This window comes from Jatrophihabitans sp. (genome assembly GCF_036389215.1).
Lineage (GTDB): Bacteria > Actinomycetota > Actinomycetes > Mycobacteriales > Jatrophihabitantaceae > Jatrophihabitans_A.
On the sequence record NZ_DASVQG010000151.1, the window covers coordinates 18,616 to 41,385 of the forward strand.

The window sequence follows — 22,770 nt, forward strand, 5'->3', positions numbered from 1 at the left end:
ATGACCTCCACGCTGAACGACTCGGCCACCTCCGAGCATCCGATCACCGGCGGCGGGGACACGGTCTTCGACGTCCGGGACGTGACGCTGCGCTTCGGTGGCGTCACCAGCCTCAACAACGTCTCGCTGCAGATGTACCGCGGCGAGATCCTGGCCGTGATCGGGCCGAACGGGGCGGGCAAGACCTCGCTGTTCAACTCCCTGACCGGTGTCTACACACCGCAGGAGGGCAGCATCGAGGTCCGGGCCCGGGCCGGTGACTCACCGACCAGCGTGATCGGTCTGAAGACGCACGTGGTGAACCGGCTGGGAGTGGCCCGCACCTTCCAGAACATCCGGCTGTTCCCGGCGCTGACCGCGCTGGAGAACGTCAAGGTCGGCATCGAGACCCGCCAGAAGGCCGGGCCGATCTCAGCGATGCTGGGGCTGCCGCGCCAGCGCCGGGAGGAGCGGGAGAGCACCGAGGCCGCGTACCAGCTGCTGCACCGGGTCGGCCTGGAACGGCGGGCCAACGACATCGCGGGCTCGCTGGCCTACGGCGAGCAGCGCCGGCTCGAGATCGCCCGGGCACTCGGGACCTCGCCCGGGGTGATCCTGCTGGACGAGCCGGCCGCCGGTACCAACCCGGTGGAGAAGCGCGAGCTGGCGACCCTGATCCAGAGCATCAACGTCGACGACGGTGTCAGCGTGCTGCTGATCGAACACGACATGAAGCTGGTGATGTCGATCGCGCACCGGATCATCGTGCTCAACTTCGGGCAGAAGATCGCCGAGGGCACCCCTGAGCAGATCCAGCGCAACCCGGAGGTGGTCGCGGCCTACCTGGGGACGCCGGCCGACGAGGTCGCCGACCTCGACCTGAGCCAGCCCGAACTGCACCGGATCGACACCGGGGTATCGCTGGACGAGCTGGTCGGGCAGTCGAGCGAGGCTGAGCACGGGGCCACCGAACACGACGGAGGGACGCCCAGATGAGCGAGGCGCTGCTGCAGGTCGAGGACATCGAGGTGCGCTACGGCGCGATCAGGGCGCTCAAGGGCGTCAGCTTCGAAGTCCACGAGGGCGAGGTGGTCGCCCTGCTCGGCGCCAACGGGGCCGGCAAGACGACCACCCAGAAGACGGTGTCGGGCATGCTGCAACCGGCGATCGGGCAGATCGTGTTCGACGGCGAGCGGATCGACGGCATACCCGCCCACCGGCTGATCAGCATGGGAATCTGCCACGTGCCCGAGGGCCGCCGGGTCTTCCCGCGGATGACGGTGCACGAGAACCTGGAGATGGGCGCGTTCCGGTTCAAGCGGCCGGACCTGCAGCTGCTCGAGCACGTCCTGGAACTCTTCCCGCGGCTGCGCGAGCGGATCAAGCAGCAGGCCGGCACGCTGTCCGGCGGTGAGCAGCAGATGCTGGCGATCGGCCGCGCGTTGATGGGCAAGCCCCGGCTGCTGCTGCTGGACGAGCCCTCGATGGGCCTGGCCCCGCTGATCGTGAAGCAGATCTTCGACATCGTCCGCGAGATCAACACCAGCGGGGTGACGGTGTTGATCGTCGAGCAGAACGCGGCGCAGGCGCTGGCGCTGGCCAACCGCGGCTACGTCCTGGAGACCGGTGAGATCGTGCTCACCGGCACCGGCCACGAGTTGCTGGCCGACGACCGGGTGCGGGCCGCCTACCTCGGTGAGGAGATCGCGGTCTAGACCCGGGCTGAACCGTCCGTCATAATCACCCGCTACCACCACTCGGCAGGCCGCTAGTGGCTGCTCACAGACTGGTCTGATCACCGTCGGTAACGCCCTCGGTGACAGGCAGTTTCGTAGCGGGCAATACCCGGTATTGCCCTGTCGTGCTGGGCTCGCGCACGCTAGGGTGCGTTCTTGGGTCGGACAACTGAACAAGCCGGCCCCACGTCGGTAATCACGTCGAAGTCGGGAGCGGATGTGTCGAAGGGCAACCTGCGGGTCAGGCCGGCCGTGACCTCCGACGTCAACGAATTGATCTCCCTCACCGTCGACAACGGCGTCACCGAGCACATCGGGCGCCGGGCCCGCAAGGGGGATCCGAACTCCCTCGCCGACCGTTACCGCTCGCTGCTGTCCGACCTTGACCGGTTGGTGCTGGTCGCGGTCGACGAGGCCAGCCAGCAACTGGTCGGCTTCGCGGTGCTGCTCGAGGAGCACATCGGGGTGCTGGCGCCCACCAACACGCTCTACATCTCCCACCTCCTGGTCGCGCCCTCCTTCCGCAGGCGCGGTGCCGGCCGGGCGCTGCTCACCGGAGCGGTCCGGCACGCCGAGGACCGCGAGATCAGCCATCTGGTGGTCGGGGTGCAGGCCGGTGCCCGCGACGCCAACCGTTACCTGGCCCGGTTGGGCTTCGCGCCGCTGGTGGTCCGCCGGATCGCCTCGGTCGCCGCACTGCGCCGCAGCCTGGGAATCATCGACACCATGGACCGGGTCGCGCTGCGCCGCCGCCGCACCGTGCGCGGGGTGATCCCGAGCCGTGTGGTAGGCAGAGGGGCATGATCACACCGGCACAACAGGCCATTCTGGACGATCTGCGCGCACGCTGGGACGGCACCGGCGAGCAACTTGCCGACCGGATGGGCATCGAGATCGTCGACAACGACCCGAACCACCTCGTCGCGACGATGCCGGTGACCGGTAACCGCCAGCCGTACGGGCTGTTGCACGGCGGCGCGTCGGCGGTCCTGGCCGAGACCGTCGGCTCGTACTCGGCGGCGCTGCTGGCCGGGCCGGACCACATCGCGGTCGGCATCGAACTCAGCTGCAGCCACAGCCGCTCGGCCAGCCAGGGCGTGGTCACCGCCGTCTGCACACCGATCCACGTCGGGCGCACCCTCTCGATGTTCGAGATCGTGATCACGGATGAGAAGGGCCGCCGGACCTGCACCGCGCGGCTGACCTGTGCCATCCGGCCGGCCCACCATGCCGGCCTGTCCAGCACCACCTGAGCGCAGGCGGAGCTGTCTGACCCTGGGCCTAGACTGAGCCACCGTGACAGCCACTGACACCGCTATCGACACCGCGCCCAAACTGCTCCTCGTCGACGGCCATTCGATCGCCTACCGGGCCTTCTACGCGCTGCCGGTCGAGAACTTCAACACCAAGGCCGGCCAGCCCACCAACGCGGTGTTCGGCTTCACCTCGATGCTGATCAACCTGCTCCGCGACGAGCAGCCCACCCACCTCGCGGTCGCCTTCGACGTCAGCCGGCAGACCTTTCGCAGCGAGTCCTATCCCGAGTACAAGGCCAACCGGACCAGCACCCCCCAGCCGTTCCAGGGACAGGTCTCGCTGATCCAGGAGGTGCTGACGGCCCTGCGCATCCCGATGCTGTCGGTGCCCGGCTACGAGGCCGACGACGTGATCGCCACCCTCACCGAGGAGGCCGCCCAGCACGGCATGCAGGTGCTCATCTGCACCGGTGACCGGGACGCGCTGCAGCTGGTCAATCCCCAGGTCACCGTGCTGTACCCGAGGAAGGGCGTCTCCGAGCTCACCCGGTTCACCCCGGAGGAGGTGCAGGCCAAGTACGACCTGAGCCCGGTCCAGTACCCCGACTTCGCCGCGCTGCGGGGCGACCCCAGCGACAACCTGCCCGGCATCGCCGGAGTGGGGGAGAAGACCGCCGCCAAGTGGATCAGGGACTTCGGCTCGCTGGAGGATCTGGTGCAGCGGGTCGACGAGGTCAAGGGCAAGGTCGGCGACGCGCTCCGGGAGAACCTCGGGTCGGTGCTGCGCAATGCCAAGCTGACCAGGCTGGTGCGCGACCTCGACCTCGACCTGGGCGTCAGCGAGCTCAGCCGCCAGCAGTGGGACCGCGACGAGGTGCACCAGCTGTTCGACAACCTGGAGTTCCGGGTGCTGCGCGAGCGCCTGTTCGCCACCCTGTCCGCTCCCGAGCCGGAGGCGTCGGAGGGCTTCGACGTCAACGTGGAACGGTTGGGGCCGGACGCGGTGGCCGGCTTCCTCGCCGCGCACGCCGCTGACGGCCGCCGGGTCGGGCTGTCCTTCGGCGGCACCTGGGGCCGGGGGACCGGCACCCTGAACTCGGTGACGCTGGCCTGCGCCGACGGCGCCGCCGGCTGGGTCGAGGCCGCCGAGCTGACCGAGTCAGACGACAAGGCACTGGCCGGCTGGCTGGCCGACCCGGAGCGTCCGAAGGCCTGCCATGACATCAAGGGCCCGGTGCTGGCGCTGGCCCAGCAGGGCTGGCGGCTGGCCGGCGTCACGTCGGACACCCAACTGGCCGCCTACCTGGTGCAGCCGGGCCAGCGTGCCTTCGACCTGGCCGACCTGGCGTTGCGCTACCTCAAGCGCGAGCTGCGCGACGAGTCAGGTCCCGAGACCGGCCAGCTGACCCTCGACGGCGGGCTGGAGGAGTCCGACAACGCCCGGGCGCAGGCCGAAGCGGTCCGGGCCTCGGCGATCCGGGACCTGGCGGACGCGCTCGACGCGGAGCTGGCCAACCGGGGCGGTGTCGCCCTGCTGCGCGACCTGGAGCTGCCGTTGACGTTCGTACTGGCCGACATCGAAGCGACCGGAATCGCCGTCGACGTCGACCACCTCACCGAGCTGCAGTCCGAACTCGGCGCCGCCGTTCAGGACGTGGAGGCCGAGGCGCACGCGCTCGTCGGCCGCCGGTTCAACCTCGGCTCGCCCAAGCAGTTGCAGCAGATCCTGTTCGACGAGCTGAACCTGCCCAAGACGAAGCGGACCAAGACCGGCTACACCACCGACGCCGATGCCCTGGCCTGGCTGGCGGAGGCCAGCGACAACCCGCTGCTGCCCTTCCTGCTGCGCCACCGTGAGGTCACCAGGTTGAAGTCGGTGGTCGACTCACTGCTGCCGATGATCGACGAGCTGGGCCGGGTGCACACGACCTTCAACCAGACGATCGCGGCCACCGGCCGGCTGTCCAGCGTCGACCCGAACCTGCAGAACATCCCGGTCCGCACTGCCGAGGGCCGCCGGATCCGGCAGGCCTTCATCGTCGCGCAGCGCCCTCCCGGCGCGTTCGAGTCGCTGATGACCGCCGACTACAGCCAGATCGAGATGCGCATCATGGCGCACCTGTCGTGTGACGCCGGCCTGATCGAGGCGTTCAGCTCCGGCGAGGACCTGCACACCTTCGTGGCCGCCCGCGCCTTCGACGTGCCGCCCGAGGCGGTCGACGCCGACCTGCGCCGCCGGGTGAAGGCGATGAGCTACGGCCTGGCCTACGGCCTGTCGGCCTACGGCCTGGCGCAGCAGCTCAAGATCACCCCGGACGAGGCCAAGGGCCAGATGGAGGCATACTTCGCGCGGTTCGGCGGCGTTCGGGACTACCTCTACTCGGTGGTCGACGAGGCGCGCCGGACCGGCTACACCGAGACGATCATGGGACGCCGGCGTTACCTGCCCGACCTGAACTCCGACAACCGGCAGCGCCGTGAGATGGCCGAGCGGATGGCGCTCAACGCCCCGATCCAGGGCAGCGCCGCCGACATCATCAAGGTGGCGATGCTGGGGGTGCGGCGCTCGCTGGCCGACGCCGGGCTGTCCTCGCGGCTGCTGCTGCAGGTGCACGACGAGCTGGTCCTCGAGATCGCCACCGGCGAGCGGGACGAGGTCGAGGCCCTGGTACGACGCGAGATGGCGGGCGCGGTGAAGCTCACCGTGGAACTTGACGTCAGCGTCGGGGTGGGCCCGAACTGGGATGCCGCCGCGCACTGAGCGCACTTGCTCAGTACGGGGGATCGGGCTCGGTGAATCGGCTCAGTACGGGTCGGCTCAGTACGGGTCGGCCCGGTCGTGGTGGCCGGCCAGCCGGGCCAGCGGGTAGAGCCGCAGCCGCAGCAGCACCTTGATGCCCACGTTGCGCAGCCACCACGGCAGCTCGGCCAGGATCCGCAGCCGGTCGGCCGCCGACACCGGAGCGGCTGCCGCCGCGATCTCGAACCGGGCCAGCGAACCGGTCCGGTCCAGGTAGCGCAGCCGCCGGCTGGGCAGCACGTGCCGCAACAGCCCCAGTGTGACGCCGATCGAGGAGTAGGCGTCGTGGATGCAGACCCGAGCGCCCTCGGGCAGGAACTCCGTCCACCGCAGATCGTCCGACAGCGTCCAGTAGTCGTGCTTGCCGTCGATGTAGAGGAAGCTGATCGGCTCCGTCCAGGACGGCCGGAGCTCGGTGCTCTTGGCCTGCCGCAGGTCGACCCGTTCCACCAGCTCCGCGCGTACCAGGTTCGCCAGGAACTTCTCCCGGGTCGCCAGGCCGCCGAACATCGCCCCGCCGACGAACGGATCGACGGCGACCACCTTCGCCTGCGGCGCGGCGGCGGCCAGCACCACCGTGGAGCGGCCCTGGTGGCTGCCGATCTCCACGATCAGCCCACCGTCGGGTACCTGGCGCGCCTCGTCCCACAAGGCCCGGGCCTGGGCCTCGGTCAGCCAGCCGCCGATCTCGCGGGCCTGGCCGAACGCCGTCTGGAACTCCGGGTGGCCCGGCATGGCGGGCTGCTGCGGTGGGGTGGGCACCGCTGGACAGTACGGCAGGACAGATCACGATGTAGCCACGTGCCGGTATTGCGTGTCTCTGTCGGCTGCCAGTGGTGTTGGATAACCGGCATGCCTGTACCCCCTCTCACTCGCGGCGGCGCGGTCGTGGCCTCCGGTGCCGCCCTGGCGTTGCTGCTGTCCGGTTGCGGCGACGCCTCCACGGCGCTGTCGGACCGGCAGCAGAACGTGCGCTCGACCGACAGCAACGTCAAGATGACCGACTGCGCCTCCGAGTGCACCGGCGAGCTCGACGGCGCCAAGTACGCCATCAAGCTGCCGGCGAAATGGAACGGCACCTTGCTGCTGTACTCGCACGGCTACCGGTTCGCCGCCCCCGCGCCGCCGAACTTCGACCCGGTGAACACCAATGCCCAGGTCAGTTCCACCGACAATGACGGCACCGGCTCGGACCCGCTGAGCATCAACCTGCTCGAGGCCGGTTACGCGCTGGCGGGATCCTCCTACAAGTCCAACGGCTGGGCCGCGGCCGACGGGGTGAAGGCCGGCACCGACCTGCACGCCCAGTTCGTGAAGCTGGTCGGCACCCCGAAGCGGACCTATGTGTGGGGTGATTCGCTGGGAGGGCTGGTCACCGAGCTGCTTGCCGAGGCCCATCCGGACTGGGTGGACGGCGCCGCCCCGATGTGCGGCGTGCTGGCCGGGCCCAACTACAACTTCGACGCCGCCCTGGACGTCGCCTTCGCGGTCAAGGCCCTCATCGACCCGCAGCTGAAGCTGACCGGCTACACGAGTCAGGAGGACGCCAGCGCCAACTGGCAGCACGCGTCCGCGGCGGTGCAGACCGCTGCTGCCGACGTGGCCGGTGGCGGTACCGCCAAGGCACTGTTCATCGGCTCGCTGGTGGACGCCCCGACCGCGACCCAGACCTATGACGGCCATGACCTGCCGTCCCAGGTCAAGGCCCGGGTCGAGGCGGTACTGACCGCGCTGGCGTTCGGCACCAGCGGCCGCTACGAGCTGGAGCAGCGGATCGGCGGAAATCCCTCGGACAACTCCAACGCCGACTACGCCAGCCGGATCGACACCGCCGAGGCCAGCCTGATCAGCACGGTCGGCGGGAACGTCGACAAGCTGCAGCAGCAGCTGGCAGCCGAGTCGACGATCACCGCTGACGCCACCGCCCGCTCCGCCTTCGAGAAGCTCGGTGACCCGACCGGCAAGCTGACGGCCCCGACGGTGACCATGCACACCGAGCAGGACCCGTTGGTGCTGGTGCAGAACGAGACCGTGTTCGCGGCCCGGGCGGCAGCCGCGAAGCGCTCGGCCAAGCTGGTGCAGTTCTACATCGCGCCGCCCAAGACCTACTCCGAGACCGAGAAGGCCCCCTACGGCGCCGGGCACTGCAGGTTCTCCGACGGCCAGCGGCTGGGTCTGATCAACGTCCTGGACGGTTGGGTGCGGCACTCGATCTTTCCGAGCCCGTCCGGTTCGGCCGGCCAGCTCGGCGAGGGCGTCGACCCGGCCTACCAGCCGGGTCAGTGGCCGGTCGCTGAATCCAGCTGAGCCGCGGCTGCCGGCTGCCGCCCGGGCCCGCGCCGTCCGCGCCGGTAGCCGGGCGCCAGCCGCAACAGCACCCCGGCCGTCGCTGTCAGCAGGTTCAGTCCCGCCATCAGCCCGATCACCAGCCGCACCGACGGGTGCGGGCCCAGGTTCAGCGCCAGCACCGCCTCACCGGCCACGGTGGCCCAGATCAGGACGGTGACCGCCAGGCTGCGCACGGCGAGCCCCGCGACCAGGGTGAACTGCAGGACGGCCAGGCAGCAGCCGAGCAGCGCGAACAGCCAGGCATCGCCGCGCAGTTGCGGATACCGGCCGCCGCCGACCACCTCGGTCACCAGGGCGCTGAGCAGCCAGGTGCCGGTGACCACGACCAGCCCCAGGGCGGCGAGCCCGGCGGCTGCCCGGGCGAAGACCCGGTGGTGGCGGTCCTCGTCGGTCAGTGACGCGAACAGCACGTTGGCCACCGACTGCGGAAACCACAGGCTGGCCTTGGTCAGCACTGAGCCCGCGGCATAGACGGCAGCGGCCGAGGTGCTGAGCACGTGCCGGGCCAGCAGCACGTCGCTGACACTGAGCAGCAGGAACACCCCGTAGGCGTGCGAGGCATGGCCGGCCTCGGCGACCAGTGACAGCAGCGCGTGCCGCCCGTCACGGCGCAGCTCCGGCAGCGCCAGCACGCAGCCGGCGGCCGGCACGCTCACCCCGACCGCCAGGGCGGCGACGGCCCAGGTGCTGGTGCCGCCGGCCAGCAGCCCGATCAGGCCCGCTCCGGATCGTCCGGCGGTCCCGACGAAGGTGGCCACGGCAAGTCCGGTCAGCCGCTGCTCGCCCTGCCAGACGCCCTGGCACAGTCCCTGCACGGCGGTTCCAGGCATGGACAGTGCCACCAGCAGCGGACCGGTCAGCCCCGGCAGGTGCAGGAAGGCCACCAGCGCCGGGGACAGGGCAGCGATCAGCAACGCCGCCGCCAGCCCGATCACGGCGCCGGCTTCGAGCAGGCCGTCCGCCGAGCCGGTGGCGACCCGGCGAGCGGCGACCGCCTGCAGCGCGAACGAGGGCACCGAACCGATCAGCAACAGGTTGAGCAGCGTGACCAGCTCGGCGTAGTCGGCGGTGCCCAGCCGGCGGGCGGCGGCCAGCAGCAGCAGGTAGCTCAGCGCGTTGCCCAGCCAGCCGGCCACGGTCACCCCGAGCAGGCCGCGAGCCAGCGGGGAGCCCGGCTCGGCGGCTGCCTCCGGGTGTGCCGGATCGGCATCGGTGACCGACGGCTGACCCGGCAGTGGCTGTACTGGCAGTGGCTGTACTGGCAGTGGCTGACCCGGCAGTGGCTGACCCGGCAGCGCTCGAGACGGCCGTCCTCGAAAGGAAGGCCTTCGAAAGGGCAGTCTCGGAAAGGGCAGTGCCCGCAATGGCCGCACCCGCTTGGCCACGCTCACCAGCCCTTCTCGACAGTTAACAGTTACAGTCTGGCTCGGCCCGCAACGACCCGGCGTCAGCCGGGTTCGAGCCTAACGGCCCGGACCGGCCGGCGAGAGGAGCGGCGTGCGCCTGCGAACCCGATCGGTACTGCTGGCCGACTGCTGGGTGCTCGGATTGAGCATCGTGCTGCTGTGGCCGCAGCGGCTGGCCGGGTACGGCCTGGGACACGACATGGTCTTCACCCCCCACCAGCCGCTCACCCGGCAATCCCTGGGGCTGGGGACGTCCGCGCCCCGGGCGGTGCCGCTGGACGCCGTGGTGGGCTTGGCGAGCCGGGTGATCGACGGCACGGTGCTGGGCCGGATCGCGCTGCTGGTGCCGTTACTGCTGGCCGGCTGCGGCTGCGCCCGGCTGCTGCGGGCCGGCACACTGCCCGGCCCGCAGCCCGGCTCGCTGCCCGCGATGCTCGCGGTGGCCGGCTTCGCGGTCTGGAACCCGTTCGTCGTCGAGCGGCTGGCGCTCGGGCAGTGGGCCTTGCTGTGGGCCTACGGGGCGTTGCCCTGGCTGGTCCGGGCAGCCGGGCGCTTCCGCGACCGGCCGGCCCGCGGGCCGCGCGGCGCCAGCTGGGGCCACTGGGCCGGCCGGGACGGCTGGCTCCGGCCGGCGGCGCCGCTGCTGTGCTGGCTGGCGTGCTGCGCGATCACTCCCACCGGGGCGCTGATCGGGGCCGGCGTGGCGGTCGCGGTGGCCGGGTCCCGCAAGCTGAGCCGGTGGGCGCCGGTGCTGGCCGCCGCCGTCCTGGTGCAGCTGCCCTGGCTGGTGCCCGCCCTCACCTCGGCCGCCGGTGCCACCAGCGATCCGCGCGGGGTGGCGGCCTTCGCGGCCCGCTCGGAACGCCCCGGTGGCGCCTGGGCGAGCCTGCTGGGACTCGGCGGCATCTGGAACTCCGACGTCACCCCGGCCAGTCGCGCCGGCCTGCTCGGTTACCTGGGCACCGCGGCGGTGCTCGCCGCGCTGGTGTTCGGCCTGCCGGGACTGCGCGCCCGGCTGGGCCGGGGGCTGACCCGGCGGCTGGTGCTGCTGGGGCTCACCGGGCTGGTGCTGGCGATGGCCGGCACCGTTCCCGGGCTGGACGCGCTGCTGCGCTGGGCGGTGCGGGAGCTGCCCGGTGCCGGGCTGCTGCGGGACGGCCAGAAGTGGCTGATGCCCTTCGTCCTGCTGGCGGTGCTGAGCACCGGCGCCGCCGTGCAGCGGCTCACCGACCGGCTCACCGGCCGGCTGCCGGGCTGGCCGGCGGTGCTGGCCGCGCTGGCGCTGCCGCTGGTGCTGCTGCCCGACGCTCCGGCAACCCTGAAGGCGCCACTGACCCCGGTGCACTACCCGGCGGGGTGGCGGCAGGCCGCCGAGCAGCTGCGCGGCTCGGACTCGGCGGTGCTGGTGCTGCCGTTCGGCTCCTACCGCGCTTTCGGCTGGGCGCCGGGCCGCACCGTCCTGGACCCGGCGCCACGCTGGTTGCCCGCCGAGACGGTGGTCGATGACCGGTTGGCGGTGTCGGGCACCGTGCTGGGCGGCGAGGACCCGGTCGCCCGCCGGATGGCCGCGCTGCTGGACTCCCGGCTCGCTCCGGCGGCGCTGGGGCAGGCGTTGGCCGGCCAGGGGATCGGCTGGGTGCTGCGGGAGTCCGGCACGCCGGGACCGGCGGCGCCCGACCTGTCCGGCCTGCAGCCGGTGCTGACCGGCGGCGCCGTCGAGCTGTACCGGGTTCCCGGGCCGGTCCGGGCCGCCGCGGACCCGGCCGGCCGGCGCTGGTCGGTGCTGCTGGCGGACCTCCTGGTCAGCGCGTTGATCCTGGCAGCCGCCGTCGTGGCGATTGCCGGGATGGCCCGGTCTACCCGGCCAGGGTTGCTACACTCGCCGGTAACATCGAGCTCGGAGGGTTCCTAGTGGGCAAGCTCATCTCGGCCGCGGTCGCCGGCGTCATTGGCGTGTTGCTGGCCGGAACGGCGGTCTGGGGAGTGGTGTCGTCCACCACCGCGGCGCCGAAGAAGAACCCGGTCGACACCGTCGAGGTCATCCCTTACGGCAACCGCTGATCCTGCTGGTCCATCAGCAGCTGCTCGAAGGCCTCCGCTGAGCGCTGCCAGCCGAAGCTCTGAGCACGGGTCCGAGCCTTCTTTCCCATCGCCAGCCGTGCCTCGGTGTCGCTCAGCAGCGCCTGGCACTGGCTGACCAGCTCGTCCAGGTCGGCCACCAGGACGCCGGTCTCGCCGTCGACGATCGACTCGGTCACGCCGCCGGCGAAGGAGTAGGCGATGGCCGGCACCGACCGCGCGGCCGCCTCCATGATGGCGATGCCCCAGCCCTCCTTGATCGAGGGCACCAGCATCAGCCAGCTGGCATCGAGCAGGGCGTCGCGCTCGGTGTCGCTGACGTGGCCGTGGAAGGTGACCAGGTCGCTGACGCCGAGCTCCTCGGCCGCGGCGACCAGCTCCGCCGACCACCATCCCGAACCGATCACGTCCAGCCGCAGCTCAGGCATGCTCACCCGCAGCCTGGCCATCAGCTGCAGGGCGTGCTCGAACTGCTTGTGCGGCACCAGCCGGCCCAGCACGCAGATCCGCGGGCTCGGCGAGCGCGGCTGCAGCCGGGACGGGTGCGGGACGTCGATCCCGTTGCGGACCACCGAGATCCGCTCGGCGGCGATGCCCAGTCCGGCCAGGTCGTGCTTGCTGGACTCCGAGACCGTGATGTAGGGGTTGCGCCGGTAGAGCCGGGGCGCCAGCCAGGATTCCACCCACCAGCCGATCCGCCCCCGGACACCGGGGTAGATGATCTGCCACTGCTCGCGGTGCACGTGGTGCACCAGCACGTGCAGCTGGCGGCGGCGGACCAGCGGGGCGGCGAACGGGATGCCGTTGTGGACGTCGACGACGAGGTCGCAACGCCGGCCCGCCGGGCTGAGCAGGTAGGCCAGCCCGCGGGGGTAGACGCTGAGCCAGCCGCCGCGGCGGCGGAACCGGACGCCGTCGCGCACCTCGTCGGCGGGGGCGTTGGGGTGCGCGGCGCAGCAGATGGTCACCTGGTGGCCACGGCCGGCCAGCCAGCGGGCCATGTGCTCGACGTAGACCTCGGAGCCGCCGCCGTCGGGGTGGGCAGTGTCGCGCCACACCAGGAAGGTGATGCGGCGTGGCGTCGCTGAGAACTCCATCGCTCCCCGACCGACCTTGGAATAGTTACTGGAGAGTAGCCGATGCTCCGAGCGCCGAGAAGGCGATTGGCGGATCCATGACCCCCCCGTCGGGCTTCGGGCTCGTGCGGCGCCGGTGAGACAGGTACGGTTCGCCGGTGCGCCCCCACCACCGCAGCGGCCGCCAGGCAACCCTGAGCCGCTCGATCCGGCTGTTCCGGCTGTTCCTGGTCGAACAGACCCGGCCAGCGGACTTCTATTCAGCCCTGGCTGAGGACGCGGTTCGGCAGCTGGCCGAATGGGTCGCGTTGCCCGGGGCCCTGGTGCTTGATGTCGGCGGCGGGCCCGGGTACTTCGGACGAGCCTTCCAGCAGGCCGGGGCCCGCTACATCGGAGTGGAACTCGACATCGCCACCGACCAGCCCGCCGAGATCATCGGGCTGTGCGCCTCGGGTGAGGCGTTGCCGATCCGTTCCCAGTCGGTCGACGTGGCCTACAGCTCCAATGTGGTGGAACACCTCCGACGGCCTTGGGTGATGGCTGATGAGTTGCTGCGGGTCACCAAGACCGGTGGCACGGTCTTCCTCTCCTTCACGCCGTGGTTCTCGCCCTGGGGAGGGCATGAGACGGCGCCGTGGCACTTTCTCGGTGGCGGGTATGCCCGGCGGCGGTATGTCAGTAAGACCGGCCGCCAGCCGAAGAACGTGTTCGGGGAGTCGCTGTTCGACTATCGGGTCGGCCAGGCGCTGGCCTGGGCCCGCAGCCATCCGGATGCCGAGCTGGTAGCCGCCTTTCCTCGTTACCATCCGTGGTGGGCATCCTGGCTGGTCCGGGTTCCGGTCCTTCGAGAGGTGGCACTCTGGAATCTCGCGATGGTGCTGCGCAAGCGATGACGACCACGTTGCGGGCAAGAACGGGTGGCGCGGCGGCTGACCAGCCCGACCGTGCGCCCTCGCCACCGCTGGCGGTCCAGCGATTGCGCCTGATCACCCTCTGCTTCGGGCTGATCCTGCTCGTGTTCCTGCAGAGTGCCGGCCGGACGGCTCCGGACACCAAGCTGGACCTGGTGGTGAACCCGGTGCGGTTCCTGCGCCGGTCCCTGACGCTCTGGGATCCGCTGGGAGCCGCTGGCCAGCTGCAGAACCAGGCGTACGGCTACCTCTTTCCGATGGGGCCGTTCTTCGTCCTGGGCAAGCTGGCGGGCCTGCCCGCCTGGGTGGTGCAGCGCGGCTGGGAGTCGGCGTTGGTGGTCGCGGCCTTCCTGGGCATGGTGCGGCTGGCCAGGCTGCTGGGTGCCACCGGGTTCTGGCCCAAGGTCGCCGCGGGTCTGAGTTATGCCTTGGCTCCGAGGATGCTCAGCGAGCTGGGCTCGATCTCCTCCGAGCTGATGCCGATGGCGGTCCTGCCGTGGGTTCTCATTCCGCTGGTGATCGGTGCCGAGCGCGGTTCCACCCGGCGCGCCGGGGCGCTTGCCGGGCTCGCCCTGTTGTTCGCTGGTGGCGTCAACGCCTCGGCGACCCTGGCGGTACTGCCCGCACCCGCGCTGTGGCTGCTCACCCGCCAGCCCGGCCGCCGGCGCAGGGAGCTGATGCTGTGGTTCAGCCTGGCGGTGATCCTGGCCAGCGCCTGGTGGCTGCTGCCGCTGGTACTGCTCGGCCGGTACAGCCCACCCTTCCTGGATTGGATCGAGCCGAGCAGCGTCACCACCGGGATCACCAGCCTGATCGCATCGCTGCGCGGGGCTGATCACTGGCAGGCATATCTCGGTGCCTCGATCTGGCCGGGCGGCTGGATCCTGGTCGCCGTTCCTGCCGTGGTGCTGGCCACCACCGCGGTGGCCGCGGCGGGGCTGGCCGGGTTGGGCCGGCGCGCCAAGCCCCACCGGCTGTTCGCGATCAGCTGCCTGCTGCTGGGGCTCGCGCTGGTCACGATGGGCTACGTCGCACCGGCCGGGCCGCCGACCGGGGGATGGTTCCGAGCCTGGTTGGACGGGCCGCTCAACGCCTTCCGCAACGTCCACAAGTTCGATCCGCTGATTCGGCTGCCGCTGGCACTGGGGGTCGGATGGCTGCTCAGCCGGCTGCGGCTGCCCGCGCGCTGGCAGCCGCGCTGGCTGGGCCTGACCCTCGACCTGCGCCCCCGGTTGATGGCGGCGGCGCTGGCCGTCACCATCGGCGCCCTGGCCGCGGCTCCGGCGATCGTGAACGACGTGATTCCGCAACCGCGATCGATGACCGAGGCCCCCTGGTGGCGCCAGGCCGGTTCCTGGCTGGGCAGCCACTCCGGCGCCGGCCGGTCGCTGGTGGTCCCTGGCGCGTCCCGGCCGACCTACGTCTGGGGAGCCACCGTCGATGACGCCCTGCAACCGGTGGCCACCGCGCCGTGGACGGTCCGGGACGGGATCCCGCTGACCCCCGCCGGGTACATCCGGCTGCTGGACGACCTGTCGCTGCGGGTCGCCTCGGGCCATCGCGACGATGCGCTGGCGCCGTTGCTGGCCCGCGCGGGGATCCGCTACCTCGTGGTGCGCAACGACCTGGACACCAGAGCGTCCGCGGCCACCCACCTGGCCTTCGTGCATGCGACGCTTCGAGCCACGCCGGGCTTCTCGGCAGTGACCTCGTTCGGCAGCAGCCCGCAGTTCCCCTCCGACCGGGGCCGGCTGGTCGATGTCGGCGCCACCGTCGTCCGGCCGGCGATCGAGATCTACCAGGTGCCGGGGTGGTCCGGCGCGGTAGGCCTGCTGCCTGCCTCGGGCACGGTGCTCGCCACCGGATCGGCGGATTCGCTCGGATCGCTGGTCGAGGCCGGGATCGGTGCGGACACCCCGGTGCTGTTCGGGGCCGATGCCAGGGCGGGGGGCGCCGCCGGCGTCACCGTGGTCACCGACGGCATCAGGCGCCGGGAGGCGACGATCGGCCAGACCGGCGCGACCTCGGCGACCCTGACCGCGAACCAGCCCTATCACCAGTCCCGAGCGGCTCAGGACTACCTTCCGCCGTCGCCGGGAACGCTCTCCACCGTCGCCTACGGCGGTGGTATCACCGACATCCGGGCGTCCTCGTCCGGGGCCGATGCCGGAGCGCTGGTGAACCGCGGCGCCGGCTACGGGCCGTGGTCGGCGGTGGACGGTGACCCCGCGACGTCCTGGCGCAGCGGCGCGCTGGCCAGCGCGAAGGGCCAGTGGCTGTCAGTGACACTGGCCGTGCCGACGTCCCAGCCCGCGGTCGAGGTCGCCTTCGCCGCCACTCTCGGCGGCTACCCCAACCGGGTCCGGATCTCCACCGACTCGGGGACGCGTGACTCCGACGTGTCGCCGGGCCCGTTCCCGCAGCAGCTGGCGCTGCCGCCCGGGCCGACCCGGCAGCTGCGCCTCACCGTGCTGGATGCCTCGCCCGGCACCAGCTCGGTCGGCATCTCGACGTTCACGATCGCCGGGCTCACCCCGACCCGCACGCTGATGGTGCCGACCACCGAGGTGGCCCCGGACGTGCTGAGTTTCGCCACCGAGCTCGGCGGCCGGTCCAGCTGCCTGACGGTGGCCGGCCGGGCCGCCTGCGACGCGACCTTCGCCAGCAGCGGGGAGAGCGACGGCGTGCTGGATCGGACCTTTACGATGCCGGCCGGCCAGCGCTACGACATCACGGCCACCGTGGCGTCCCGGCCCGGGGCGGCCCTGGACGCGCTGCTGGACGCCGGTGCCGCGATCGCCACGACGGCGTCCTCGGTCGATGACGCCGATCCGCGCGAGCGCCCCGGCGCGGCGGTGGACGGGGACCCGACAACCAGCTGGGTGGCTGCCCCAGGTGATCGGGCGCCGGTCCTGACGCTGGATCTCAAGAACCGGCGGGCGGTGTCCACCCTGCGGCTCCAGCTCGACCAGGACACGCCGCTGGCCCGGCCGCAGCAGGTCGCCATCGCCGCGGACCGGGGCAGCTGGACCTTCGAGGTGCCCGCCGACGGCATCCTGAGGCTGCCGGCACCGGTGCTCACCCGCACCCTGACGATCACGGTGCTGCGCGCCGAACTCCGCTCCACCACCAGCACCCGCTACGGCGCGCCCCGGCTGCTGCCCGCGGGCATCACCGAGGTGGCCGTCAACGGGGTGGCCAACCGGCGCTCGACAGATCCGGTCGCGATCAGCTGCTCGTCCGGACTCGCGGTTCTCATCGACGGCATCCCGCTGCCGCTGCGGGCCGAGGCCACCCGCGAGCAACTGCTGTCCGGCGAGCCGGTGGTGACGCGTACCTGTGATCCGGCGCCCACCACCTTGGAGGCGGGCCCTCAGCATCTCCGGTTGGCGGCGAGCCCGCTGGCCACCCCGCTGAGCCTGACCCTGCGGCGGCCGGGCCTGGAGCTGCCCGCCGGGACTGCGCCCGCCGGGGCTGCGCCCGCCGGGACTGCCGTGCCGCTGAGCTGGCACGCCACCAGCCGGACGGTCCGGGTCGACGTCACGGCAGCTGCGATGCTGGTCGTCCGGGAGAACTTCAACGCCGGCTGGCAGGCCAGCCTGAACGGTCACCGGCTGCCGGCCGTCCAGCTCGACGGCTGGCAGCAGGCCTGGCAACTGCCGGCCGGCGCCACCGGAGTGGTGTCACTCCGCTATGCCCCGCAGACAAGTTTCCGGGCCGCCCTGCTGCTCGGGCTGCTTGCCGTGGTGGGGCTGCTCGTGCTGGCCGGCACGGCGCGGCGCCCCTCTGCCGCACCGCCGGCCGGTGAGCGGTCGGTGCCGCGGAACTGGACGGTGCCGCTGTGCCTGGCGGCCTCCTTCGTGCTCGCCGGGGTGCTCGGATTGGCAGTGGCCGCAGGGGTGGCCGCACTCAGCTGGGCGGCCGGGCGGTGGCGGGGCGGGCTGCCGGCCTGGGCCGCGGCGGTGGCGATCCTGCTGGCGGGCTGCGCGGAAGCGATCCGGCCCAGCGGTGGTCCGCACCCGCTGGCCGGGTCGGCCGGGGTTCAGGCGCTCTGCGTGATCGGACTCTGCCTGGCGGCGCTGGGTTCGCCCAGGTTGCGCCAGGACGGGCGGGAGAACCTGCGCAGCAGCGGCCGCTCCAGCAGGTACCAGGACAGCGCCCCCAGCACGGACGACGACACGGTGGTGAGCACCAGCAGCTTCCAGAAGTGACCCTGCCAGATCGGGATGTCCAGCCCCCGGTGGAGGAACAGCAGCACCGGTAGGTGCCACAGGTAGACGCCGTAGGAGATCTGGCCCAGGAATCGCGACACCCGGTTGCCCAGCACCCGGCCGATCACCCCGCCATCGCCGAGGGTCAGCGGCAGCATCAGGAAGAAGACCACAGCGCCCTGCAGCAGGTTCTTGGCCAGGTGCTCACCGGCGGCGGGCACCGCCAGATCGATCGGGCCGGCCAGTGGCAGTGTCAGGAACCAGTACAACAACACGGCCAGCGTCCAGCACAGCACGGGAGATCCGGCCCACTGGCTCAGCACTTCGCGGGTCCTGAGCAGGGCGGTCGATCCGGCCGGCGCGGCGGACAGCACGGCAAGCAGCATGCCGAGTGCGAACCAATCGATCGTGCCGGGCAGCCATTTGGTCGCCACGTAGCCCAGGGAGTGCACGTGGAACGCGGCGATCTGCCAGGTGACGCTGGCGATCAGCAGCGCACCCACCAGCACGCACTGGCTTACCAGGATCTGTTCGGAGCTCCGGCGGCCACGCAGGGACAGCGCCAGCACTGGAACCGCCGCGTACAGCGACACCTCGGCGACCAGTGTCCAGATATGGGTCAGCGACGGGTCGAGGTCGTGACCGTTGTAGATCTCGGTCAGGCTGAGGTAGGAGAGCCAGTCGCCCAAGCTCGCCCGCCGGCTGCTCAGCCATCCCAACGTGAGGATGGCCGTAACCCAGTAGGCCGGCAACACCCGCACCGCCCGTCGCCAGTAGAACCCGGCGGCTCGCGGGACCGGCGACCGGCGGTAGGCCTGCGCCACGAACGGTCGGTAGAGCAGGAACCCCGACAGCATCAGGAAGATCGGTACCGCGGTGTCCAGCCGGGACAGCCAGGGTGCCTGCGGTCCGGTCCCGAAGGACCGACCGGACTGGAAACCGACGTGGGTCAGGATGACCGCGTAGCAGGCGATGGCCCGCATCCCGTCCAGCGCGTCGAAGTGCCGGGACGGATCGGTGCGGGCGGCGCTCGGGCCGGCGGCGCTCGGGCCGGCGGTGCTCGGGCCGGTCATTTCGCTGCCAACGCATAGGGCACGCCCACCACGATGGCGCCGATGCAGATGTTGGTGTCCAAGCTCTCGCTCCGTAACACCAACGATTCCACCGTCGTCAACGGCAGCCGCAGGTAGAGGTTGGCCAGCTGGTAGGGCAGTTCCCGGCGCTGACCCGCTTCGGGTGCGACCGTCTTGCCGGCCTGGTCGCGGACCGAGAAGTAGAGCACCGACCCCTTCTGCTGGAGATAGCTGATCTGGAGGAAGTACTCGTTGGAGCCGAGCCTCTTCGACAGCGGGATGGTCCAGCTGCCCTGGCCCTGCACCAGCCGGGTGCAGGAGCCCTTGGCCTGCCCGATCTGGGTGGCGAGCGGGAACAGGGCGGCCGGCGCCAGGCTGCCGTCATCCTTCACCAGCATCGGCTCGGTCGCCGCGTCCTGGAAGTGGGCGGGCAGCTGGGCCAGCCGCAGCACGTCCGAGACGTGGTTGTGCTCGGAGAAGAAGGCCAGCACCGAAGGTGGCACCCGGCTGTCCCACAGGTTGACCTCGGGTCCCGCGTTGCGTACCGAGGTGGTGAGGCGGTCGACATAGGACTCCGACGGGTTCTGCGCCCAGCGATGGGTGAAGGTGACAGCAGAGAGCCCGCTGGACACCAGGAACAGCGTGCCGAGCGTCGCCGTGGCGATCTGCCGCCGCCGCGCCGGCGCCGCGGCCATCTGCCGCCACCGCGCCGGCGCCGCGGCCTGGGCGTCGGGCTGACCGCGGCCGGTGACCCGGTTCGCCACCTCGGCCGCGGCGCTCGGCAGCAGCGCCAGCGCGGCCGCCACCGTCAGCGGCACCGCGATCGGAAAGGCATAGTTGAACGAGCGGGGCGTCAGGTCGCCGAACACCTGGAAACGGCCGAGCGCCACCACCAGGGTGCCCAGGACGAAGGTCAGAACGGGCAGCGACCAGGCCAGCAGGCTCCTGATTCCGGATCGGCGCCACGCCACCAGGATGGCGGCGAGGATGCAGGCCTGGCCCAACAGCACCGCGGCCAACGGCGGATCGGCGATCGGGAAGTACACCTCGCCCCGGTAGAACCACCGCCACGGACCGCCCAGCAGGGCCGGGCCCAGCGCGTCCAGCCAGCCGACTCCCAGCACGTGCAGCGCCGAACCGGGATCGAGGGTATGGGCGGCGCCGCCGTACGGGCCGGACAGGAAGTAGGCCAACCACCCGGCCAGGGCGCCAGCGAGGATCAGCCAGCCCGGCCAGCGCCGCAGCGCGGCCCGCAGGCGTTGGCCGGTGGTGCCCGTATGGAGGAATCCGAGCGACAGGATCGCAAGCAGCAGTGCGGTGATCCCGGACAGCTCCCAGAACGACAGCGCGCCGAGCAGGGCGATCGCGGTCGCCAGCGCCAGCCGGATCCGGCCGGTCACGGTGTAGCGGACGTGCAGGTCGATCGCGAGGATCACCAGCAGCTGCGAGCAGAGCAGGTCGACCGAGGTGGTCAGCCAGAGCGAGCCGGGCAGCAGCAGGGTCCCGAAGGCATACCAGCCGGTCAGCACGACCGCGCCCGGCCGCCGGCCGGCCAGCATCACGATCAGCCGGTAGACCAGGACGGTCGCCAGCGCTTGCAGAGCCATCCGGACGACGATCGTGATGTCGTAGTTCAGGCCGGTCCCGCGGTTCATCAGCCAGAAGAGCAGCCGGAGGCCGGGGACGAAGTGGTCGTTCACCGGAGCCGACAGGTACTGCCAGTCCAGGTCCTCGCCGCTGGCGGCGCCCAGGTAGCTCAGGTCATCGCCGTAGAACCAGCCACGGCTGGCCAGGTAGCCGAACCAGCCGGCCTGAGCGAGCACGATCAGGCCGATGCCCGACGGGTAGCCGATCGAGCGCGGCAGGGCCGCGTGCTCGGACGCGGGGAGTAGAGCCGTCGTGCTCATACGCTCCTTTCTGCCGCTCGTACGCGGGCGCCTCCGGATGGCCGCGCCGGTGAATGTTATGTCGACCAGCTGTGTCGACCAGCCGTCTCGACCAGCTGTGTAGGACCGAGGTCGAGAACGACGTTGCTGGATTGTTTCGCGCAGATGTTACGGACCGGACCTACTCGCTGGTAGCGTCCGGCCAACCGATCGCAGACAGAAGGGGAATCTAGCTGTGCGCAAGATCCTTGTTCCGGTCCTGGTAGCGCTGGGCATCTTCAGCCTGGTGCTCGCAGGACTGCTGCGTTTCTATGCCCCGTCCCGGGTGGAGAAGGCTCCGCTGGACCTGCTGGTCCCCCAGCAGGCCGCGACCGGGCCCGCCAAGGTCTACAACGTCCAGGCCGGAAAGCTGGAAGACGTCCAGCTGAAGGCGACCCGCCAGGTGGTGACCGACTCGGCCGCGTCGGACTCCAAGGTTGCGGTGCTGCAGGTGACGCTGTGCATCGTCAAGGTGATCGACGACCCGCCCTTCTGCGGCGACGGCCCGAAGGATCCCCGGATCGTCCGGGTCATCGTCGACCGGGCCCCCGCTGACCGCAAGACCGGCCTCGCGGTCAACGGCTCGAAGTACGGCGAGAACATCGACGGCGCGCCGATCAAGCACGTCGGCCTGACCTACAAGTTCCCCTTCCACTCCAAGAAGACCACCTACAAGTTCTTCGACGTGAACTCCAAGCTGGCCGCCGACGCCCGCTTCATCGGCACCGACAAGGTCAAGGGCCTGAACACCTACAAGTACGAGGCCGTGATCGACAAGGTTCCGCTCGAGGTCGCCGGCGGTGTTCCCGGCGTCTACTCCGACACCCGCACGGTCTGGGTCGAGCCGAGGACCGGCGCGATCGTCAAGGGCACCCAGCATCAGGTGCGCACCACGACCGCCGGGACCCTGGTGTTCGAGGCCGACCTGGCGTTCACCGATGCCACCATCGACCACCAGTCCAAGCTGGCCAAGGACGGGCTGTCCAAGCTCAGGCTGCTGACCGTGTTCGGGCCGCTGACCCTGCTGCTGGTGGCGCTGCTGGCCTTCGCCGGCGCGTTCCTGCTGTACCGGCGGCGCACCGGCGGCGACGGGCACCGGGCCCGGGCCGGTGAGCCGTCGTTCAGCGCTACCGCGCCGCCTCGCTGACGAAGATCGCGGTGCCGGGCAACAACCGGCCCCGCAGCGGCGACCACTGGCCCCACTCGCGCTCCAGGTCTTGAGGCCATTCCGGTTCGATCAGGTCCAGTAGCCGGAAGCCGGCGCCCACCAGCTCCCGGATCCGGTCGCCCAGGGTCCGGTGCTGCTCGACGTAGGTGGCCTGCCCGGCCGAGTCGAACTCCACGTACGGGCTGCGGTCGAAGTAGGACATCGTCGCGGTGAGCCCGTCCGGGCCGGGGGAGTCGGGAAAGGCCCACCGGATCGGGTGGCTGACGGAGAACACCCAGCGCCCACCCGGACGCAGCACCCGGGCGACCTCGGCCATCACCGCTGCGGAGTCGGCGACGAACGGGATCGCGCCGAAGGCGGTGAAGGCCAGGTCGAAGGAGCCGTCCAGGAACGGCATGCACTGGGCGTCGGCCTGCACCAGCGCGACCGCCCTGTCGGCCGCGGTCTCGGTCCCGGTCGCGGTGCCGGTCTCAGCCCCGACCGCGCTGCCAGCCTCGGCCCCGGTCCCGGTCGCGGCTCCGACCGCGGTGCCGGCCTTGATGGCATGCCGCAGCATGCCGCCGGAGACGTCGAAGGCCACCGGACGCGCTCCCTGGCCGGCCAGCCAGCGCGAGCACATCGCCGAGCCGGCGCCGACCTCCAGCACCCTGGCACCGGCCAGCGAACCGGCCGGGCCGAGCAGCCGGGCCTGTTCCTCGCGCAAGCCCTCCGGGCACCAGACGAAGTCCGAGGTGCCCAGGAAGTCGCCGTGCTCGGCGTGGTAGTTGTCGGCGTCGGCGTCCCACCAGCGCCGGTTGGCCC

At 71.3% G+C, this 22,770-nt stretch carries 16 protein-coding genes and 1 pseudogene; 11 read left to right on the forward strand and 6 right to left on the reverse strand.

Features of this window, described 5'->3' with window-relative positions; all coding sequences use genetic code 11:
* The 5 genes from VF542_RS07585 to polA all read left to right on the forward strand — a co-directional run bounded on the left by VF542_RS07585 (position 1) and on the right by polA (position 5,732).
* Positions 1-975, forward strand: a complete 975-nt coding sequence (locus VF542_RS07585; protein ID WP_408651089.1) for an ABC transporter ATP-binding protein — start codon at positions 1-3, stop codon at positions 973-975.
* On the forward strand, positions 972-1,694 hold the full coding sequence (locus VF542_RS07590; protein WP_408651090.1) for an ABC transporter ATP-binding protein: 723 nt from the start codon (positions 972-974) through the stop codon (positions 1,692-1,694). Before VF542_RS07585 ends, VF542_RS07590 begins: the two co-directional genes overlap by 4 nt.
* Before the next feature lie 240 nt (positions 1,695-1,934).
* Positions 1,935-2,519, forward strand: coding sequence for a GNAT family N-acetyltransferase (locus tag VF542_RS07595; protein WP_408651091.1), 585 nt, complete (start codon positions 1,935-1,937; stop codon positions 2,517-2,519).
* Entirely contained in the window at positions 2,516-2,968 is a 453-nt protein-coding gene (locus VF542_RS07600; protein WP_408651092.1) for a PaaI family thioesterase, read from the forward strand. Before VF542_RS07595 ends, VF542_RS07600 begins: the two co-directional genes overlap by 4 nt.
* 43 nt (positions 2,969-3,011) lie before the next feature.
* Positions 3,012-5,732, forward strand: coding sequence for a DNA polymerase I (gene polA / locus VF542_RS07605; protein ID WP_408651093.1), 2,721 nt, complete (start codon positions 3,012-3,014; stop codon positions 5,730-5,732).
* Positions 5,733-5,789: 57 nt separating this feature from the next.
* Here polA and VF542_RS07610 read toward each other — a convergent pair whose 3' ends face one another.
* Positions 5,790-6,533 carry a class I SAM-dependent methyltransferase gene (locus tag VF542_RS07610; protein WP_408651094.1) on the reverse strand — a complete coding sequence of 248 codons (744 nt, stop codon included), beginning with the start codon at positions 6,531-6,533 and terminating at the stop codon, positions 5,790-5,792.
* A gap of 90 nt (positions 6,534-6,623) precedes the next feature.
* Here VF542_RS07610 and VF542_RS07615 point away from each other — a divergent pair, with 90 nt between their 5' ends.
* Positions 6,624-8,078 carry a hypothetical protein gene (locus VF542_RS07615; RefSeq protein WP_408651095.1) on the forward strand — a complete coding sequence of 485 codons (1,455 nt, stop codon included), beginning with the start codon at positions 6,624-6,626 and terminating at the stop codon, positions 8,076-8,078.
* Here VF542_RS07615 and VF542_RS07620 read toward each other — a convergent pair.
* On the reverse strand, positions 8,051-9,511 hold the full coding sequence (locus VF542_RS07620; RefSeq protein ID WP_408651096.1) for a hypothetical protein: 1,461 nt from the start codon (positions 9,509-9,511) through the stop codon (positions 8,051-8,053). The genes VF542_RS07615 and VF542_RS07620 overlap by 28 nt on opposite strands.
* A gap of 106 nt (positions 9,512-9,617) precedes the next feature.
* Here VF542_RS07620 and VF542_RS07625 point away from each other — a divergent pair, with 106 nt between their 5' ends.
* Together VF542_RS07625 and VF542_RS07630 are read left to right on the forward strand one after the other, a co-directional pair.
* On the forward strand, positions 9,618-11,438 hold the full coding sequence (locus VF542_RS07625; protein WP_408651097.1) for a hypothetical protein: 1,821 nt from the start codon (positions 9,618-9,620) through the stop codon (positions 11,436-11,438).
* Positions 11,438-11,587, forward strand: a complete 150-nt coding sequence (locus VF542_RS07630; protein WP_408651098.1) for a DUF2613 family protein — start codon at positions 11,438-11,440, stop codon at positions 11,585-11,587. Before VF542_RS07625 ends, VF542_RS07630 begins: the two co-directional genes overlap by 1 nt.
* Here the strand turns inward: VF542_RS07630 and VF542_RS07635 are convergent.
* Positions 11,572-12,702 (reverse strand): glycosyltransferase family 4 protein, encoded by a 1,131-nt coding sequence (locus tag VF542_RS07635; RefSeq protein ID WP_408651099.1) that lies wholly within the window; start codon positions 12,700-12,702, stop codon positions 11,572-11,574. The two genes, VF542_RS07630 and VF542_RS07635, sit on opposite strands and share 16 nt — an antisense overlap.
* A 185-nt stretch (positions 12,703-12,887) precedes the next feature.
* Between VF542_RS07635 and VF542_RS07640 the strand changes: the two genes are divergently transcribed.
* Both VF542_RS07640 and VF542_RS07645 read left to right on the forward strand, forming a co-directional pair.
* On the forward strand, positions 12,888-13,574 hold the full coding sequence (locus VF542_RS07640) for a class I SAM-dependent methyltransferase (RefSeq protein WP_408651105.1): 687 nt from the start codon (positions 12,888-12,890) through the stop codon (positions 13,572-13,574).
* Positions 13,571-17,803, forward strand: coding sequence for an alpha-(1->3)-arabinofuranosyltransferase domain-containing protein (locus tag VF542_RS07645; RefSeq protein WP_408651100.1), 4,233 nt, complete (start codon positions 13,571-13,573; stop codon positions 17,801-17,803). The genes VF542_RS07640 and VF542_RS07645 overlap by 4 nt, the downstream gene beginning before the upstream one ends.
* 17 nt (positions 17,804-17,820) lie before the next feature.
* Here VF542_RS07645 and VF542_RS07650 read toward each other — a convergent pair.
* Positions 17,821-18,876 (reverse strand): annotated as a pseudogene (locus VF542_RS07650) (acyltransferase family protein); the annotation flags it as partial.
* Positions 18,873-20,783 carry a hypothetical protein gene (locus tag VF542_RS07655; RefSeq protein WP_408651101.1) on the reverse strand — a complete coding sequence of 637 codons (1,911 nt, stop codon included), beginning with the start codon at positions 20,781-20,783 and terminating at the stop codon, positions 18,873-18,875. The gene VF542_RS07655 and the pseudogene VF542_RS07650, both read right to left, overlap by 4 nt.
* Before the next feature lie 214 nt (positions 20,784-20,997).
* Here VF542_RS07655 and VF542_RS07660 point away from each other — a divergent pair, with 214 nt between their 5' ends.
* Entirely contained in the window at positions 20,998-21,948 is a 951-nt protein-coding gene (locus tag VF542_RS07660; protein WP_408651102.1) for a DUF3068 domain-containing protein, read from the forward strand.
* Here VF542_RS07660 and VF542_RS07665 read toward each other — a convergent pair.
* A partial coding sequence (locus VF542_RS07665; RefSeq protein ID WP_408651103.1) for a class I SAM-dependent methyltransferase occupies positions 21,929-22,770 on the reverse strand: 842 nt, incomplete at its 5' end. The genes VF542_RS07660 and VF542_RS07665 overlap by 20 nt on opposite strands.

Coding starts and splice junctions, on each gene's coding strand:
- VF542_RS07585 (WP_408651089.1), top strand. CDS start 1: ATGACCTCCACGCTGAACGACTCGGCCACCTCCGAGCATCCGATCACC.
- VF542_RS07590 (WP_408651090.1), top strand. CDS start 972: ATGAGCGAGGCGCTGCTGCAGGTCGAGGACATCGAGGTGCGCTACGGC.
- VF542_RS07600 (WP_408651092.1), top strand. CDS start 2,516: ATGATCACACCGGCACAACAGGCCATTCTGGACGATCTGCGCGCACGC.
- VF542_RS07615 (WP_408651095.1), top strand. CDS start 6,624: ATGCCTGTACCCCCTCTCACTCGCGGCGGCGCGGTCGTGGCCTCCGGT.
- VF542_RS07635 (WP_408651099.1), bottom strand. CDS start 12,702: ATGGAGTTCTCAGCGACGCCACGCCGCATCACCTTCCTGGTGTGGCGC.
- VF542_RS07645 (WP_408651100.1), top strand. CDS start 13,571: ATGACGACCACGTTGCGGGCAAGAACGGGTGGCGCGGCGGCTGACCAG.
- VF542_RS07655 (WP_408651101.1), bottom strand. CDS start 20,783: ATGAGCACGACGGCTCTACTCCCCGCGTCCGAGCACGCGGCCCTGCCG.